Origin of the sequence: Sphaerisporangium rubeum (assembly GCF_014207705.1) — a bacterium.
Lineage (GTDB): Bacteria > Actinomycetota > Actinomycetes > Streptosporangiales > Streptosporangiaceae > Sphaerisporangium > Sphaerisporangium rubeum.
In genome coordinates this window covers 140,047-158,117 of the sequence record NZ_JACHIU010000001.1, presented here as the reverse complement: position 1 = coordinate 158,117, position 18,071 = coordinate 140,047, and the positions used below count along the sequence as shown (strand labels likewise).

The window sequence follows — 18,071 nt, the reverse complement described above, 5'->3', positions numbered from 1 at the left end:
TACGGGTGTGCGACGGGCTTTCCGTGTGTTCATGATGTCAGCGAAGGAGCAGGCCGGATGAGTGGTGACGGCGTGGACTGGGAGCTCGGCGCGATCTTCGTGATGCGGCACGCCGGCATGCCGTTCGACTGGGTCGAGTCGCTCGGGGCCGGTCCCGAGGTGCTGGCGGCGTGCGCCGAGGTGCTGGCGGTCGAGGACGAGCTGGCGGAGGTGCTCGGGGACGCGGTGGGTGAGGTCGTCGGCGTGCTGGCGCAAGGCGGCGCGCCACCGGTGCCGGCGCGGGCCAAGGGGCTGGTGCGCCGGTGGCAGGAGGCGTTCGGCCGGCTCGGCGAGGTGTACGCGGCGGAATCGCCTCGGCTGCGGGCCAGGCTGCGTGAGCTGGCGGGGACCGACCGGTTCCAGGACGCGGTGTTCACGTCCAACCCGGGGATGTACGACGGGATGGTGACGAGCTACCTCGCGCTGGAGGAGGTCCCTGACACGGCCAAGTACCGGCGGGTGGAACGGCAGCTCTACAACTACCTGCAGCGGTTCTGCGCCAAGAACGAGACGGCAGGCGCGTTCGGGCCGATGGCCTACGGCGAGGTCGGCGGCACCGGTTTCGCGGTCGAGCCCGCGGGGCCGCAGGTACGGCGCGCGTTCATCGCGCACTGGGCCGTCGTCGAGCTGTCGAGGGCCGCGGCCCGCGACAAGGCGCTGGCCGCGCACGTCCCGGTACGGCTGAGCCTGCTCGCCGTCCGCACGTCCGCCGGGATCGCCACGGAGGACCGTGAGGTGCCGCTGCCTGAGGGGTCGCCGGCGGCACAGGTGGTCGCGGAACTCGAACGCGGTCCGGCGGGCCTCGCGCGCCTGGCCGAGGCCACCGGGGTGCCGGTGCGGCGGGTCGCCGAGGCGGTACGGCCGCTGCTCGCGGCCGGCGTCGCGGTACGCGGCCTTGAGGTGCCCGGTGAGACGGTCGACCCGCTGCCGGGCCTGCGCGCCTCGATCGCTGAGCTGCCTGAGTCGCCAGGCAGGGACCTGTGGCTCGCGCGCCTCGACGGCCTCGCGGACCTGTGCGGACGGTTCGCCGCCGCCGGGGGGGACGTCGGCACGCGGCGTGCGGTGCTCACCGAGCTGGAGACGGTCTTCACGGAGCTGACCGGCGTCGCCGCGCGGCGCGGCGCGGGAGCGGTGTACGCCGACCGGCTGGTGCTGTTCGAGGAGGCCTCGTCGCCGTTCCGCCTGGCGGTCGGCACGGACACCGCGCGGCGGCTGGCCCGCGCGCTCAGCCCGGCGCTCGAACTGTCGGCCGCCTTCGGCGACCAGGTGCAGGACGGTGACCGCGCGGCCATGGCCGCCGTCGTCGAGGCCGCAGGCGGCACGCTCGGCTTCCTCGACTACGCGGCGCGCGCCAGGCCCGAGCACCAGGAAGGGGGCCGTTTCTCACCGGTGCGGCCGGTGGACGTGCCGGCCGCCGACGGTGAACCGGTCAAGCTCGCCGCGGACACCCTCGGCGCCTCAGCACCCGGCCCCCGCTACTCGCTCCCCGACGTGTGCCTCGCGATGACGAGCCCCGAGGAGGCCGTGGACGGGTCGTGGCGTGTGGTGCTCGCGCGCGTGCACCACCACCTGCTGCTGCGCGGCTGGCTCACGACCTTCCACCCCGACCCCGGCGCGTTCGACCAGGTGGCGGCGGGCTGGCTGGCCCGCGACGGGGAAGGCGTGACCGGACTCGCCACCAGCCGCCGCAACAAGGGCTTCTACCGTTTCCCCGGACGCAGGCTCGTCTTCACCGCCACCGACCCCGAGGGACGCGACGACAACGTCTCCGCGGCGGAGTGCACGGTGACCCTGAACGACGGCCGTCCGGTCCTGCGCGATCCGGACGGCGCCGCCATCACGCTGTACCCGATGCTCAACGACCTCACCACCTACCCACCGTTCGCCGCGCTCTCCCACCCAGCGGTGCTGCACGCGCCGGTGCGCGGCGACACCGGCCACCTCGGCAGGGTGACGATCGGCGACGCCTGCTACCAGCGCGAACGCTGGACCCTCGACGCCGCCGCGTTCCCCGCGGGTGGCCGCGGCCCGGCCGCGCTGCTCGGCCTGCGCCGCCTGGCGCGCGCACAGGGACTGCCGCGTTTCGTGTTCGCCAGGGTCGAGTCCGAGCGCAAGCCCGTCCTGGTGGACACCGCGTCGCCGTTCGCGGCCGAACTGCTCGGCCATCTGCTCGGCGGCGGGCCGGGAACCCGCGTCATGGTGGAGGAGATGTATCCCGGTCCCGACGAGCTCTGGCTGCGCGACGACGCCGGCCGCTACACCTGTGAACTACGGATGCAACTGACCCGTCCCGCACCATCCCGCCCCTGAAAGCCGCACACCCTGCCCGCACGAGGAGGGAACGCATGACGACCGAGACCTCACCCGACGCCGGGTCGGCCGAGGCCCCCACGACCGGCCTGCGCCGGTACCACAGGCTGTTCGCCACGCCTGGCGTGGCGACCATGACGCTGGCGGCGCTGGTCGGCCGCCTGCCGAGCGGCATGATCGGCCTGGTCCTGGTCGTCGGCATCGTGCAGGCCACCGGCTCCTACGGCGTGGCCGGCCTGGCCGCGGCCCTGTACGCGGTCGGCGTCGGCGTCTCTGGACCGCTGCGTGGCCGTGCCGCCGACCGGCGGGGCCCGGCGATCGTGCTGGTCGTCTCGGGCCTCGGCCAGGCTCTGGCGATGCTCGGCCTGCTGGTCGCGCTGGCCGTGCGCGCTCCGGTCGCCGTGCCGCTGACGGCGAGTTTCCTGATCGGCGTGATGCTGCCGCCGATCTCGCCGATCATGCGGACGCTGTGGAGCAGGTCGCTCACCGACAAGGGGGTGCGCGCCGCGGCGTTCGCGCTGGAGTCCATCGTCGTGGACGCGGTCTACATCGCCGGGCCCTCCACGGTGGCCCTGCTGCTGGTGCTCGGCGACGCGCGGGTCGCGCTCGGCGTCACGGCCGCGCTGACCGCCGCCGGATGCCTCGCGCTGGCGACGGCCCGTGCGGTACGCGCGGTCGGGCCCGCCGGCGGTGACGGCCCCCGTGACTGGCGCGGCCCGCTGCGCGCGTCCGGGGTGCGCTGGATGCTGCCGATCGGCGCGCTGGCGACCGGCGGCATCATCGGGGTGGAGGTCGCGCTGCTCGCCACCGCCGACGCCTTCGGCAACGCGGACGCCGGCGGCCTGCTGATCGCGGCGTTCTCCGTGGGGAGCGTGTTCGGCGGCCTGGCGTACGGCGCGTCGAAGCTGCGCGGCACCAGCGCGCAGCACCTCGGGGTGTTCCTCGTCGTGCTCGCCTGCGGGTACGCCGTGGCCTCCGTCGTCGCGAGCCTGTGGCTGCTCGCGCTGCTGTTCGCGGTGACCGGGGTGGCGCTCGCACCCATGATGACGGCGCAGTTCACCGCGATGGAGGAGGTCGCGCCTGAGGACGCCATGACCGAGTCGTTCGCCTGGCTGAACGCGCTCGGCCAGGGTGGCGGCGCGCTGGCCGCCGCGGCGGCGGGAAGCCTCGCCGCAGGCGGCCACCCCGGCGGCGGCTTCCTCGTGGCCGCCGGCATGGCCGTTCTCGCCGCCGTCCTCACCTTCGCCGTACGTCCCGCTCCCGCCGTGAGCACGGCGTCCTGATCGCGCCGGCGGCATGAGGCCGAGCGCTCCGCAGGCGCTCGGCCCACCCGGCGTCCACGGCACCTCGGACGTGCGGTTTTGAAACTTTCAACGGATATCGCGCCGGAGGCCGGTGGGTCGCGCGGCGGCCCTGGACCCGCCTGACCATGTCTTTCGATGTGGCACACGGCGCGGGAGCGGGTCGACGCGCGGCCCCGCGCGTGGCCCGTGTGACACACGCTGTACACGCGCAGGAAACACACCCACTATGGGAGCGCTCCCAAAGCGTTCTCAGGCCTCGGCTGCGCCTCAGAACTTAACCGGTTAATTGGTGTGACCAAAGAAAGGCACGTCATGCGAAGGAGACCACGGCAGGCCACCCTCCTGGCCCTGCTGGCCGCTCTGTTCTGCGCCACGCTCGTCGCTCCGCCGGCGGCGAGCGCCGCCGTGGGCCTGCGGGTGAGCGGCACGAACATCACCGAGGCCAACGGCACCAACTTCATCTTCCGCGGCGTCAGCCACGCGCACGTCTGGTACCAGGACCGGCTCGCCACCTCCCTCGCCGGCATCAAGTCGCTCGGCGCCAACTCGGTGCGCGTGGTGCTCAGCGGCGGCCGCTGGACCCCCGCCAACAACGCCGCCGACGTCGCCAACGTGGTCGCGCAGTGCAAGGCCAACAAGCTGATCTGCGTGCTGGAGAACCACGACACCACCGGCTACGGCGAGCAGGGTGGCGCCGTCACGCTCGACGCGGCGGTCAACTACTGGCTCAGCGTGCAGAGCGCGCTGACCGGCCAGGAAGACTACGTGGTCGTCAACATCGGCAACGAGCCCATCGGCAACAACGCCGTCACCCCCGGCTGGGCCCAGGCCACCTCCTCGGCGATCACCCGGCTGCGCACCGCCGGCTTCCAGCACCTGCTCATGGTCGACGCGCCGAACTGGGGCCAGGACTGGTCGTTCACGATGCGCGACAACGCGCGCACCGTCTTCAACGCCGACCCGCAGCGCAACACCGTCTTCTCCATCCACATGTACGGCGTGTTCGACACCGCCTCGGAGATCAACGCCTACCTCGACGCCTTCCGCACCGCTCAGCTCCCGCTGGTGATCGGCGAGTTCGGCCACAACCACTCGGACGGCAACCCCGACGAGGACACGATCATGGCGCAGGCGCAGACCCGCGGCATCGGCTACATCGGCTGGTCGTGGAGCGGCAACAGCAGCGACGTCGGCTACCTGGACATGACCAACAACTTCAACGCGAGCAGCCTCACCTCGTGGGGTGAGCGCATCTTCAACGGCGCCAACGGCATCAAGTCCACGTCGCGCGAGGCCACCATCTTCGGCGGCGGCGGCACCGACACCACCCCGCCGAGCATACCGAGCACACCGTCCGTGGCGAACATCACCTCGACCGGCGCCACCCTGACCTGGAGCATCTCCACCGACACCGGCGGCTCGGGTCTCGCGGGCTACAACGTCTACCGCAGGCAGGGAACGGCCGACACACTGATCGGCCAGAGCACCACCAACACCATCACCCTCACCGGCCTGACGCCGAACACCTCCTACCAGGTCCTCGTCCGCGCACGCGACGGCGCGGGGAACCTTTCCGGCAACTCGCCGGTCACGACCTTCACCACCACCTCCGGCGGCGGCACCGACACGACACCGCCGAGCACCCCCGGCACCCCGGCGGCCTCCAACGTGACCACCACGAGCGCCACCTTGACCTGGGCCGCCTCCACCGACACCGGCGGCTCCGGCCTCGCGGGCTACAACGTCTACCGTGAAGGCGGCGCGCTGCTCGGCCAGAGCACGACCAACTCCATCACCCTGACCGGTCTGACCGCCGGGCTCGTGTACCGGGTCTACGTCCGCGCGCGCGACGGCGCCGGCAACCTCTCCGCCAACTCGCCGACGGTGACGTTCACCACCACAGGCGGCGGCACCACCGGCTGTACGGCCACCGCGACCGCGCAGAGCCAGTGGGGCAACGGCTACGTGATGCAGGTCGTCGTCACCAACAACGGGACCACGACCATGAGCGGCTGGACGGTGACCGCGACGCTCCCGTCCGGCCACACGATCACCGGGTCGTGGAACGCGAACCTGACCACCGGCAGCGGCACCCTGACCGCGCGCAACGTGAGCTACAACGGCACGGTCGCGGCCGGTCAGACCGCGTCGTTCGGGTTCCAGGGTGGCCGTCCGGACAACAGCACGACGCTGCCGTCCGCGTTCACCTGCACCGCGTTGTGAGCACAGCTCCGTGAACACGGGTCTGTGAGCACAGCTCCGTGAACACGGCCGCACCAGCCGTTCGATGGCTTTCCTTACCCGATCGGGAAGGTCGTGCCGGTTCCGCTCGGCGAACCTCTGGGGATTTGCCCCCATTGGGAGGAATGCCATGGCAGACAGCAAGACAATGCCGGAACTGCTCGACGAGAACGACGTGGTGGGGTTGCTCATCCGTCAGCACGCCATGATCCGCGACCTGTTCGCCGAAGTGGAACAGGCCACCGGCGGCGCGCGAGCGGAGGCCTTCGAGCGGCTGGTGCGGCTTCTCGCCGTCCACGAGACGGCGGAGGAGGAGATCGTGCACCCCTACGCCAGGCGCACACTCGACGGTGGGGACGAGATCGTCGACGAACGCCTGCGTGAGGAGAACGAGGCCAAGGAGCTGCTCTCCTTGATGGAGGAACGCGGGACGGACGACCCGTCCTTCGCCTCCCACCTGGAGAAGCTGCGCAAGGCCGTCATGGAGCACGCTCGCGCCGAGGAAAGGTACGAGTTCAACCAGCTCGTCAGGGAGACCAGCGACGCCGAGCGGCGCACCATGGCGCTCGGCGTCAAGGCCGCCGAGGCGATCGCGCCGACGCACCCGCACCCTGGGGTCGAGTCGGCCACCATGAACATCGTGGTGGGGACCCCGACGGCGATCATGGACAGAGCACGGGACGTGATCCGCCAGGCGATGAGCAAGGCCAAGAGCTCCACCAGGGAGAAGAAGGAGGGCGGCAAGGGCGGCAAAGGCTCCAAGAAGCCCTGAGCCCTGACCGGTCCGGCCGTACGGCCGTGCGCATTCGCTGCGCACGGCCGTACGTCGTCCCCGGCGCTCTCCCGGCGTGCGGGCCTCGCGGCGCCGGTGTCAGGGAGGGGTCGGAGTGCTCCGCATGCTGGGAACCGGGTGCGGGCCCTCGGTCTCCATGCGGTAGTCCGAGCCGAACTTGTGCCGGGCCTCCTCCAGCACCTGGTCGCTCGGCGGGGTCTCGCCGCCGTGGACGGCCTCCTGCCAGCGCTGGAACCGCTCGTGCGCGTCCCGCACGTACCCGGTGCCGAGCGTGGTCAGGTCCACCTGGGTGGCGAGCAGCTCACGGACGTAGTGCTTGTTCGGCTCGAAGGTCACCGGCTCGGGCAGGGACGGCGCGAGGATCTGCTCCGGCTCCTTGTCGTCGTGCTGCCGCAGCAGCTCGCAGGCGATGCGCAGGTGCTCCAGTTCCATGGCGAGGTGCAGCTCCCACAGCGACCGCAGCCGGCGGTCGGACTCGGTCTCCATGAAGGAGTAGTACATGTAGCACTCGTTGTACTCGTGGTGCACGAGCTGCTCCCACCAGCTCTCCGCCGGGTCGAGGAGCGTCTCGTAGTGCGTGACGTGCTCCTCCTCGATCATCCCGATCTCCTGGTAGAGCTGGCGTGCGATCGGCTCCATGTACTCGGGTCCGACGTTCATGTAGAAGTTCATGGTCTGCTGCTCGGCCGCCATGATGGTGAGCGCGTGCAGCCGCGAGGCCGGGTGGACGGTGTTCTTGTCGTAGTGGTCCCGCACGTTGTCGATGGGATGCCGGTGGTGCAGCGGCGTGGGACGTCCCGGCATGACCTCGGTGAGGCCGTCGACGATCTTCTCGGCCTTGCGGTGCTCGATCAGCTCGTACAGGTTGGCGTACCGGTAGAGGTGGTCGAAGTCCTCCAGCAGGCCGAACTCGAACGCCTGCTTGATGTAGGGGTCGGGTTCCATCCGCGCCACCCAGGCGGTGAGGTCCACGGCCACCTGCTCGTAGGCGATCGTGGTCTCCAGCACCGAGGCGAGGCCCGGCAGCAGCCAGTTGACGGCCTTCTGCTGCTGCGCCTCGATCACCCGCACCTCGGCCAGCCGCCGCCGGACCTCGAGGTCCCGGCAGTGCCGGGTGAAGTGGTGGCTGAACATGATCGCCTCGATCTCGATGCCGTTCATGGCGATGACGCGGCACCGTGCGTAGGGATCGGAGTGGTCCGGGTCGAGCTGCGGCACGTTCAGCTCCCGCCAGTTGCGTACCTGCCGCTCCAGCGGGATTCCCTGCTGCTCCAAAGGATTGAAGGTCATAGACGTGACCCCTTTGTCCGTTTTGGCCGGGTTTGTCGGTTGATACCCGCCACCTCCGGACGGCAATCCGGCTCGTCAGCCGCCGACCGCCTCGAACGCGTACGCCGTGACCAGGCCGTACGCGAAGTGCGGCGCCAGGTCGGACAGCCATCCCCGCACACCCCAGGTGCGCGGATCGGTCAGCCCGAGCGCCGTCATCGGCGCCGAGCTCGCCACCACGACCGCCACGCCGAGCCCGGCCGCGGCCACCATCGGGGACGGCCGGGGCGCCACCGTGCGCAGCGCGCCGTACGCGGCCCCCACGCCGAGCCCGGTCAGGATGCCGAGCAGCCCGCCGAGACCTTGCGCGCGGCCCCGCGCCGCGTCCTGCTCCCCGAGCGGCACTCCGGCGGCCTCCGCGAGCCGCTCGGCGGTCCGCTCCGGCATGTCACTCGCCGGACGGCCGCGTGTCGCCTGGTCCAGATAGGTGACCATGGTGAGCGCAGTGGTCCCCGCGGCCCCCGCGAGCAGCCCTGCCGTCACAGAGCCGCACACCCCACGCCTCCGGCTGACCCTCCCGGCCATGGCGACCTCCCCTGAACTCGGCACCGCACCGGGCCATCCCCCCGCGGCCCGGCCGGTAACGCCGCTTGGCGGGATTTCTTACCGTCTGACCGTCCTCGGCCGCGTCCTCAGGCTGTCGGTGCCATGACATAGCGTCGGTGGCATGTGCAGGAGCATCAAGACCCTCCGTGAGCCGTACGCCGCCGACGTCACCGACGAGGACGTCCACGCCGCCGCTCTGCAGTACGTCCGCAAGATCTCCGGCTTCCGCGCGCCGTCGGCGCGCAACGCCGAGGCGTTCGACCGCGCCGTCGCCGCCGTGGCCGCCGCCACCCAGACGTTGCTCGACGAGCTCGACCTGCGCCGGGTGCCCCGGCCTCAGGTCTGAGCCCAGAGGGTCGGGAAATCCCGATCCCGAGCCGATCAATTTATATCGGCATATGACAATGATTATCCCGACAGGTTAAACCACTGTCGCGGGGATATTCTCCCACCTCCGCCGAACGCGTACCGCTGCTCTCAACCCAGAGTAAGGTTCGATTCATGAGCCTTTCAGAGATCCCCCGGTCCGCAAGGCGACAGGGCAGGCTCAAAGGGTTATCCGGCGCGCGGAGCCGCGTCCCGTCCGTTCGTGTGGTGAGGTCCTCGAAGTGCTGGTTCACGCACACAGAAAATTGTCCGACTTATCCTTCTACGTGAAAATGCCGGATACCACCGGACGTCCCCCGGCGCACCGGCGGCCCCGCCGAATGACCTCGGCGGCCCGGGCCGTAACACCTCGTGTTTCGGCACCGATGACCATATGCCCAGGTATGCGGCAGGCAGGCACGCGATTCACCCGGCCACCGCGCTGTCCGCGCGCCACATCCCCTGTTACAGTGACCGCGGAACGCTGGGAAGTTCGCTTACCCGTCGGGAATCGACCCGATCCGTGGAGGCGGCCCCCCGCGGCGGCCGGCGCGGATCGCGAGCCGAGCGTCACACGCGCGGAGGGTCCATGACCCAGGTCAACCGCAGAACCCAACGCCTGATGGCCGCACTGCCCTTCGGCGCGCTGTGCCTGGTCGCCGCGCTCGACGCGCTGACCGGACCGGAACCCGGCTACCTGTCGCTGCTGGCCGTGGGGCCGGCGTTCGCCAGCCTGGTCGGCGACGTCCGGCGCACCGTGCTCATCGGCGGGGTGGCGCTCGGCCTCTCCCTGGCCCTGTCGGTCTACGACGAAATGCTCGGCGACCGGCGCAGCGACATGAGCCTGATCTCCATCGCGGGGGTCACCGCGGCGAGCATCCTCGCCACGGTCGGCCGGCAGCGCCGCGAGCGCGAGCTCGCCAGCGTGCGCTCGGTCGCCGAGGTGGCCCAGCGGGTGCTGCTGCGGCCGGTGCCCCGGCGGGCCGGCCACCTGCGCGCCGCCGTGTCCTACACCTCCGCCACCGCCGAGGCCCGCATCGGCGGCGACCTGTACGAGGTCGTGACCGGGCCCGGGGTGGTGCGCGCCATCGTCGGCGACGTGCAGGGCAAGGGGCTCGCCGCCGTCGAGACCGCGGCCCTCGTGCTCGGCGCGTTCCGTGAGGCCGCGCACGACGAGGCGGACCTGCGTGCGGTGAGCGGCCGGCTCGAGAAAGCGCTCAACCGGCGGCTGTCCGGCGAGGAGTTCGTCACGGCCATCCTGGTCGACGCCGACCCCGACGGCACGCTCACCTTGCTCAACTACGGCCACCCGCCGCCGTTGATCCTGCACGCCGACGGCACGATCGAGCTCGTCGAGCTGAGCGACACCGCTCCGCCGCTCGGCCTCGCCGACCTCAAGGTGGAGGGTCCCGCGCCGCACCGCATCGCCTTCGGCCCGGGTGATCAGATCCTGCTGTACACCGACGGCGTCATCGAGGCGCGCGACCGCGCGGGCCGGTTCTACCCGCTCACCGACCGCGCGTTCCTGCTCAAGGACGACGACCCGGAGGCCGCGCTGGAGGCTCTGCGCCTCGACCTGGTCGCGCACGTCGACGCTCCGCTCCACGACGACGCGGCGATGCTCCTTCTCCGGTTCCGCGAGGGCTGAGCCGGCGCTCAGCCGTCCCCCGCGGCCGGATCCGCTCGCCGTTCCCCGGTGCGCGACCGGACCACCGCGGCGGCCGGTTCCGTTCGCCGTTCCCCCGTGCGCGACGGGACCACCGCCACCGGGCCCCGCGCGTGGTGCAGCACGCCGTGCACGACCGAGCCGAGCACGGCCGAGCCGAGCGCGCCACGTCCACGCGAGCCGACCACCAGCAGGTCCGCCGTGCTCGACGCCTCGGCCAGCGCCTCTACCGGGTGCGCGCACACCGCCGTGTCGCGTACGTCCACCTGGGGGTATTTCTCCCGCCACGGGGTGAGCTGGTCCCTGGCGGCCTGCTTTCCCCAGTCGAACGCCTCCTCGGCCGCGGGGGTGTAGGTCTGGAACGTCGGCAGGAACGCCGACACCTGCCAGGCGTAGACGGCGTGCAGCCGTGCGCCGCGCCGTACCGCCTCTTCGAACGCGTACTCCAGCGCGGCCTCGGAGTCGGGTGCGGCGTCGTGGCCCACCACGATCCGTCCGTGCACCTTGTCGTGCGGGTGACCGGCCACCACGAGCGGACATGCCGTGTGACCGGCGAGTCCGATCGACACCGAGCCGACCATCAGGCCCATGAAGCCGCCGAGCCCTCTGGTGCCGACCACGAGTTCGTCGGCTTCCCGCGCCTCACGCAGCAGCTCGACCTTGACCTGGCCGGTGAGCGGCACGGTCTCGACGAGCAGACCCGGGGCCTCGGCCCGCGCCACGGCCGCCGCCGCGGCGAGCACTTCCTCGGACTGCTCGGCCAGCGTCTGGCCGAGAGCAGGCGCCGAGGCGATCGGCACCCCGGTGACCCAGGTCTCGGTGACGTGCGCGATCCGCAGTCCGCCGCCGCGCCGCACGGCGTCGCCGGCCGCGAAGCGCACCGCGTCGAGCGAGGGAGGCGAGCCGTCGGCCGCCACCACGACATGTCCGTTCATGCGTCGTTCCTCTCAGCGCCGAGCCGACCCCGAGCCGACCCCGCGACGACACCGCGACGACACCGCGACGACACCGTGGGGATCCTGTGACGACCCGATGACGACCCAGTGGGACCGGACCCTGGCGGGTCACTGCTTCCTCGGCCGCCACCGCTGCTCGGCCGACTCCCACGCGGCGTCCCAGTCGGCGTACCTGCGGCGGTCGAGCAGCCAGCGGACCACCATGAGGCCGGAGAACAGCAGGCCGGATGCCGCGACCATCACCCCGAACCCGGCCACCGCCGCGTCGGTGACCGTCTGCACGTGCTGGCGCGGCGCCGCCACCGGGTCGCCGGCCTCGTCGACCCACATCCGTGTCACCGAGCCGGCGCGCGCCTGGGCCGGCACCGTGCGGACGGCGACGTGCTCGCTGCCGTCCGGCGCCTGCCAGCGCACCTTCGCCTTGACCTGCACGACCGTGCCCTGGGCCGTGACGGTGGTGGTGCTCGTGGCGTCCTGGAGCAGGACCGCTACAACGGGCTGCCGCACCTCCGGCGCGGCCTGTTCCTCGGCCATCCCCCGCCGGTAGACCTGACCGGCGACCGCGAGCGCGGGCCACAGGCATGCGAGCAGGATCAGCAGAATGAGCAGGACGGCGACTCCTTCGATCCGGTCCGATCGCCGGCGCAGGGGGTTACGGTCGAACCGGTAACGGCGTGCGCATCGCACCACCCAGTCGGGGCAGACTCCCATCTCGCACCTCCTATGGGTCTGTCCCCTTCAGCGTCGCGCCGTCCGGCCCCCTCCCGGCAGGGTCGTCCGGCATCCACCGAGGGGACGTCCGGCCCTGCCCGTCACCTGGTCGTACGCACGCAATGTGACGGGCTCACCACCAACGTACGACGTGCTTGACGCCGCACCGACACGGGGTCCGGTTTGAGATGAGTGTGACTGAAGTGACTATCGTTAAGGTTGCGGTTGTCGACGCAAACTGTGAAGTTTCCGGACAGCGCGTAGTCGAACCTGCTAAGAAGTTGCGCGGGCCGAAAACTCGCGGCGCCGGACCACGCGCCACGCGGTGACCTGTCAAGCGGCGGACCTTACGGAGGATCGAACATGGACCGCGACGGCACGCCAAGGAACCACGACGAGGACCCCATCAACCAGACGGGTCCACTCGGCATGGAGTGGCGCGACGAGACGGACCCACCTGGCGACGTGCTGTCCGACGACTGGCGCGACGGCCATGAGTCCGGCGCCACGGTGGTGGCCGACGGGATCGTCTCCACCGGCGAGCGCTACCACCTGGACGTCCCCGGCGATCCCGGCCGCGTTGCCGAGGACCATGGTGACGACCTCGGCCCCGAGGGCCACGACGGCGACTGGCCCGGCCCCGACGACACCGATGCCGAGGATCGCCGCGGTTTCCTCGGCTCGGGCTGGCGCGGCGACGACGGCTCCGAGGATGAGGAAGGCCCCAACCAGAACCGCCGCCTGATCCTCGCCATGCTCGCCGTGGTCGTCCTGGCGGTCGCCGGCGGCTGGATCGTCTCCTCCTCGGCGAGCCCCGCCCCCGAGGCCACCTGCACCGCCGCCGACTGCGGCGCCACGCCACCCCCGGTCCCCGGCCCCACGGACGACACCGAACCGGACGCGACCACTCCGCCTGCCGTGGACCCCGAGCTCACCCCGGAGCCGACCCCCTCGGCGCCGTCCGGAACTCCGGCGGCGGTCCCGAGCGGCACCCGCTCGCAGAGCGCACCCGACCCCACGACCGCGGAGCCGGAACCCACCCGCACCCGCGACCGTCCCGCCGACCCGCCGCGTTCCAGCGCACCGCCTCGCGATGAGCGGGAGCCGCGCGTCGAGGAGGAGCCGACCCCCACCCCGCCTCCCTCCACCTCCCCGCCGCCGCCTCCCACCACCAAGCCTCCGGCGCCGACCCCCACGGAGAAGGAACGCGACGGTCTGCTCGACTGGCTGTTCTGACGCGCCGCGGCGGGCCGTCACACCCCGATCGCGGCCTTCTCCGGCTCGGGGGAACGCTCGCGGCGGCGCAGTGACAGCAGGCCGAACAGGATCACGATGGCGGCCGCGGCCACGACCGGCCCGGTGAGCACGCCGGTGCCCTGGTCGGCGAACCGGTCGGGAGCCCAGGGAAGAGCCAGGGCCGCGTACCAGTCCTGGCCCTGGATCGGGCCGATGAGCAGCACCAGAGCGATCCAGGCCTGGGTGGCGAGCGCGCCGACGATCATCATGGTGCGCACCTCGGGGGTGTTCCCCGCCGGTGGCGGGTCCACGGCGAAGGCCACGAAGAAGAACCAGGCGCCGGTGAGCACCACGACGAGCTGGGACGTCAGGCGGACGGCGAGGCTGGACTGGGTGGCCTCGAAGACGCCGGTGACGTACAGCACCAGATAGGGGACCGCGTACAGGGCCGTGGCCACCAGCGGATGCGCCGCCCTGGCCGCGACCTTGCCGGTGAGCGCCGCTCCGGCCAGCGGCGCGGCGACACGCAGTGGCGCGAGCGGCGCGCCGACGGCGAACAGCGCGGGGCCCACCGTGCCGAGCAGCGCGTACTGGACCGCGTGCACGGAGAACACGGCCGGTCCGTAGGCCGCGAGGCCCCCGGAGGCGGCGTACAGGATCACGACCAGGCCGGCGAACGCGGCGGCGGTCCGTGCGATCGGCCACGCCACACCTTGCCCGCCGAGGCGGCGCACACCGAGCAGATAGGCGGCGGCCACACCGAGAACGGCGAGCACCAGGATCGGGTCGGGACGCAGCACGGTGAACAGCCGGCCGGTCGTGAGCGGCGGCAGCACGTAGCCGAGCAGTTCGTGCAGCCCGTGCACCTGTTCGGCGCGCGGCGGCGGGGTGCGGGACAGCGCGACGGCGAGTGCCAACGTGCCTGCCATGACGGCGACCTCGCCGGTGGCGAGCCGCAGGAAGGGCCGGGAGCCCTGGCCCGACCGCATCGCGGCGAGCGTGCGTCCCCGGTGCCGGTACCCGAACCAGCCGAGCACGGCCAGCGCCGCCACCTTGGCCAGCACGAGCAGGCCGTAGCGCGAGTCGAGGAACGCCGCGACCGAGCCGAGGCGTACCCAGGCGTTGACCAGCCCGGACACCCCGACCGCCACGAAGCAGCAGAGCGCGAGCGCGCTGAACCGGTTCGCCGCGGTCTCGGGGTTCTCACCGCCTCTGCGGGCCACCAGAGCGATCAACCCCCCGACCCACAGGGCCATCGCGCCGATGTGGAGCATCAGGCTGGACACCGCGATGTTGTGGTCGGCGGCCGACGCCGAGTGGCCGACGTACGCGGGAGGCAGCACGGCGAGCACCGCCGCCAACGGCAGCACGACGCACCAGGCCCGGCCCGCCAGCAGCCATGAGGCCGCCGCGATGACCAGCGCGGCCACGGCGACGATCAGGAAGGCCCGGCCCTGCGGCACCTCCAGGGCGAAGGTCGGCAGGAAACCGGAGTCCAGCGCCTCCCCGATCGGCAGCCCCAGCAGGTCCGACAGGGTCAGCAGCAAGGTCAGCGCCGCGGTCACGGCCCACCCGATCCCCCACAGCGCGGCGGCCCGGCCGGCCCCGCGCCGTTCCGCCGGTCCGCCGCCGAACGCGGCCGCGGCCAGCAGCAGGCCGATCGTCACAGCGGCACAGACGTCGTGCGCGACACGCACCACCGGCAGCCCCAAGGTGGTGAGGGCACCAGGCGTCGGCAGCCCCGGGATCTCGGTGCCCGGCCACGCTCCGCCGAACCACATGGCGAGGAACAACACGAGCACCGCACCGGCGGCCATGAGCGCGTAGACCGCCGGCCGCCGCTGTGAGGGGGTGGTCATTCTCCCGCCTTCCCGTTCCCGGTCGCCGCCGTGATCGAGTATCTCCACGCGGCCCCGGTGGAGCGAGGCGCTCGGGGAACGTACGGCGGGAGCCCCTCATCACGCCGGGTCACGTGATGAAACTTTCCGTCGCGCACCTCGATATCTGGCTTTACGGGTTATAGCAGGACTTGAACCCATCAGATAGGCAGGAACTGCGTTTATCCCCCACGTCCTCGGAGAGGTGCACTAGGGAAGCGATCCATCGCACGAAAGGAACCGTCATGGGGGCGGACGACAAGATCTCCAACAAGGCCGAGCAGCTCAAGGGCAAGGCCAAGAAGGGCATCGGCGAGGCGACCGGCGACGAGGACCTGCGAGCCGAAGGCCGCGCCGACGAGTCCTCCGGCCGCATGAAGGAGGCAGGCGAGCGCGTGAAGGACGCCGCGAAGAACGTCAAGAAGGCCTTCAAGGACTGAAACACCTGACGGTGAGGGCTCCGGCACCCGGAGCCCTCACCGTTTCCCTGTCCGGCCTCCCCACCGAGATCCCGGACGGCGGTCGCGTGCCGGAGCCGACTCATCGGACTCGTGCGCCGGGATCGGTGCCACGGAATCCATGACCGTTGTCTGTGCCGCGGTTGACGTGTGGGGATCCAGGGCCGGTCCTCCGGCTCGGGGTACCGGTTGGTGGGCCGGCTCGGTCAGCCGGTTCAGGTAGCGACTCGGTAAGCCGGTTCGGGTGGCGGTCGGCCGACCGGTTCAGGTGGCCGGTTCAAGTGGTGCCGGTCGGCCGACCCGACTCGGATGCCGGCCAGCCGACCCGACTCGGGTGTCGGTTGGCCGACTGGTTGAGGTAGCCGACTCGGGTGCCGGTTGGCCGTCCGGGTCAGGTGGCCGGTTCGAGTGGCCGGATCAGGTGGCCGGATCAGGTGGCCGGATCAGGTGGCCGGATCAGGTGGCCGGATCAGGTGGCCGGATCAGGTGGCCGGATCAGGTGGCCGGATCAGGTGGCCGGTTCGGCCGGCTGGTCCGGGTGGCCGGTCGAGGGGCCGGTTCGGGTGTCGGTTCGTGGTGGGGTTGAAGAAACTGTGACGGGGTAACGGCTGCGGCATTCCCCGGTGTGGTGCCGGGCCGGTACGGTTCCGGCGAAGGCACCGCACACGTCGCGCGGCCCAGGGGCGGGTCTCGCGGGAAGGCGCCACGGTGATCGTCGATCTGTTGTTCCTCCTGGCCGCGCTGGCGCTGATCATGGCCAACGGCCTGTTCGTCGCCGCCGAGTTCTCCCTGGTCACCGTGGAACGCGGCGAGATCAACCGTCTCGCGCACGCCGGAGACCGCGGCGCACAGGGCATCCAGGCCGCGCTGCGCCGCCTGTCGTTCCAGCTCTCCGGCGCGCAGCTCGGCATCACGATCACTTCACTGCTGCTCGGGGTGGTCGCCGAGCCGTCGATGGCGCATCTGCTGCGGCCCGCGCTCGGCGTGCTGCCGGACGGAGCGGCCGACAGTGTGTCCACGATGCTCGCGCTGCTGGTCGCCACGGTGAGCCAGATGGTGCTCGGCGAGCTGGTGCCGAAGAACGCCGGTCTGTCCAGGCCGATGGCGGTCGCCAGGCTCTCCACCCCGCCGCAGCGGGTCTTCTCCGCGGTGTTCTCCCCCCTGATCAAGGCGTGCAACGCCACCGCGAACGCCGTCGTGCGCGCGTTCGGCGCGGAGCCGCAGGACGAGCTGGCCTCGGCCCGCTCACCTGACGAGCTCAGCATGCTGATGAGCATGTCGGCGGAGGCCGGCACGCTGCCGACCGGCACCGCGGCCATGCTGCGCCGCGCTCTGCTCTTCGGCGACCGCAGCGCCGCCGAGGCGATGACACCCCGGCCGGTCTGCGTGACCATCTCGGCGGACCGCACCGTGGCGGAGTTCCTCGTGCTGGCCCGCGCCGAGCGGCACCTGCGGCTCCCTGTCACCGGCGGCGAGCTCGACGACATCGTCGGTGTGGCCTCCGTGGTCGACGCGTTCGCCGTACCCGAGGCGGGCCGCACGGCCACACCGGTCTCGCGCATCGCACGCACACCCGTGCTGGTGCCGGAGTCGCTCGATCTCGCGGCGCTGCAGGACCGGCTGTTCGCGGCGCGTGCCGAGATGGCGGTGGTCGTGGACGAGTACGGCGGCTTCGCCGGCATCGTCACGGTCGAGGACCTGGCCGAGGAACTGGTCGGGGACATCGCCGACGAGTACGACCTCCCCGAGGAGGGCTCGGACGGCCCGGTGGCCGGCCTGCTCGCTCCGGGTTCCTCCGCGAAGGTCCCCGCCATGCTGCGCGGACACGAGGCCGAGGAGCGCTTCGGCTTCCAGATGCCGGAGGGCCCGTACGAGACCCTGGCCGGCCTGGTGGTCAGCCGCCTCGGCCGCCTCCCCGTACCGGGGGACTCCGTGATCGTGGACGGATGGACGTTACGCGCCGACACCGTGCGGCGCCGCAGGATCGAGCAGATCACGCTCACCGCACCAGGTGGCGAGAAGGAGCACGACAGGTGACCACCGCCGGCCCCTCGGATCCCGCCGGTACCACCGGCAGGGACGAACCCTCCGATACCGCCGACCCCGCCGATACCGACTCCGGCGACCCTCTCGAACCCGCCACCCCCCGGTGGGACACCGCTCGACCGGCGGTGACCCACAAGGCCGCGCCACCGGGAGCCGCGCCACCGGGAGCGGCGCCGACCGGGGTCGCACCATC

At 71.8% G+C, this 18,071-nt stretch carries 14 protein-coding genes; 9 read left to right on the top strand and 5 right to left on the bottom strand.

Annotated features, from left to right (window positions below):
• The first annotated feature begins 57 nt into the window (after window positions 1-57).
• From BJ992_RS00765 to BJ992_RS00750, 4 genes are all read left to right on the top strand, one after another.
• Window positions 58-2,349: a lantibiotic dehydratase gene (locus BJ992_RS00765; protein ID WP_184978040.1), complete on the top strand. Its 2,292-nt coding sequence runs from the start codon at window positions 58-60 to the stop codon at window positions 2,347-2,349.
• Window positions 2,350-2,384: 35 nt separating this feature from the next.
• Window positions 2,385-3,632 carry an MFS transporter gene (locus tag BJ992_RS00760; protein ID WP_184978039.1) on the top strand — a complete coding sequence of 416 codons (1,248 nt, stop codon included), beginning with the start codon at window positions 2,385-2,387 and terminating at the stop codon, window positions 3,630-3,632.
• A gap of 333 nt (window positions 3,633-3,965) precedes the next feature.
• The gene (locus tag BJ992_RS00755) at window positions 3,966-5,876 is read left to right on the top strand and encodes a cellulase family glycosylhydrolase (protein ID WP_184978038.1); all 1,911 of its coding nucleotides are present in this window, start codon (window positions 3,966-3,968) and stop codon (window positions 5,874-5,876) included.
• Between the two features lie 148 nt (window positions 5,877-6,024).
• Entirely contained in the window at window positions 6,025-6,666 is a 642-nt protein-coding gene (locus BJ992_RS00750) for a hemerythrin domain-containing protein (RefSeq protein WP_184978036.1), read from the top strand.
• 99 nt (window positions 6,667-6,765) lie between these two features.
• Here BJ992_RS00750 and BJ992_RS00745 read toward each other — a convergent pair whose 3' ends face one another.
• Window positions 6,766-7,977, bottom strand: a complete 1,212-nt coding sequence (locus BJ992_RS00745; RefSeq protein WP_184978034.1) for a hypothetical protein — start codon at window positions 7,975-7,977, stop codon at window positions 6,766-6,768.
• 75 nt (window positions 7,978-8,052) lie between these two features.
• On the bottom strand, window positions 8,053-8,499 hold the full coding sequence (locus BJ992_RS00740; RefSeq protein ID WP_343072434.1) for a hypothetical protein: 447 nt from the start codon (window positions 8,497-8,499) through the stop codon (window positions 8,053-8,055).
• A gap of 184 nt (window positions 8,500-8,683) precedes the next feature.
• Here BJ992_RS00740 and BJ992_RS00735 point away from each other — a divergent pair, with 184 nt between their 5' ends.
• The gene (locus BJ992_RS00735) at window positions 8,684-8,908 is read left to right on the top strand and encodes a DUF2277 domain-containing protein (RefSeq protein WP_184978032.1); all 225 of its coding nucleotides are present in this window, start codon (window positions 8,684-8,686) and stop codon (window positions 8,906-8,908) included.
• Window positions 8,909-9,517: 609 nt separating this feature from the next.
• Window positions 9,518-10,576, top strand: a complete 1,059-nt coding sequence (locus tag BJ992_RS00730; protein ID WP_184978030.1) for a PP2C family protein-serine/threonine phosphatase — start codon at window positions 9,518-9,520, stop codon at window positions 10,574-10,576.
• Window positions 10,577-10,584: 8 nt separating this feature from the next.
• Here the strand turns inward: BJ992_RS00730 and BJ992_RS00725 are convergent, their stop codons facing one another.
• Together BJ992_RS00725 and BJ992_RS00720 are read right to left on the bottom strand one after the other, a co-directional pair.
• Entirely contained in the window at window positions 10,585-11,529 is a 945-nt protein-coding gene (locus BJ992_RS00725) for a universal stress protein (protein ID WP_184978029.1), read from the bottom strand.
• A gap of 129 nt (window positions 11,530-11,658) precedes the next feature.
• A complete protein-coding gene (locus BJ992_RS00720; RefSeq protein WP_184978027.1) occupies window positions 11,659-12,261 on the bottom strand; it encodes an Rv1733c family protein in 603 nt (200 codons plus the stop codon).
• Window positions 12,262-12,624: 363 nt separating this feature from the next.
• Between BJ992_RS00720 and BJ992_RS00715 the strand changes: the two genes are divergently transcribed.
• A complete protein-coding gene (locus BJ992_RS00715; protein WP_184978026.1) occupies window positions 12,625-13,497 on the top strand; it encodes a hypothetical protein in 873 nt (290 codons plus the stop codon).
• A 17-nt stretch (window positions 13,498-13,514) separates the two neighbouring features.
• Here BJ992_RS00715 and BJ992_RS00710 read toward each other — a convergent pair whose 3' ends face one another.
• The gene (locus BJ992_RS00710; protein ID WP_184978024.1) at window positions 13,515-15,356 is read right to left on the bottom strand and encodes a bifunctional copper resistance protein CopD/cytochrome c oxidase assembly protein; all 1,842 of its coding nucleotides are present in this window, start codon (window positions 15,354-15,356) and stop codon (window positions 13,515-13,517) included.
• Between the two features lie 263 nt (window positions 15,357-15,619).
• Between BJ992_RS00710 and BJ992_RS00705 the strand changes: the two genes are divergently transcribed.
• Together BJ992_RS00705 and BJ992_RS00700 are read left to right on the top strand one after the other, a co-directional pair.
• Window positions 15,620-15,814, top strand: a complete 195-nt coding sequence (locus BJ992_RS00705) for a CsbD family protein (RefSeq protein ID WP_184978023.1) — start codon at window positions 15,620-15,622, stop codon at window positions 15,812-15,814.
• 726 nt (window positions 15,815-16,540) lie between these two features.
• Window positions 16,541-17,869 carry a CNNM domain-containing protein gene (locus tag BJ992_RS00700; protein WP_221474629.1) on the top strand — a complete coding sequence of 443 codons (1,329 nt, stop codon included), beginning with the start codon at window positions 16,541-16,543 and terminating at the stop codon, window positions 17,867-17,869.
• Window positions 17,870-18,071 lie beyond the last annotated feature (202 nt).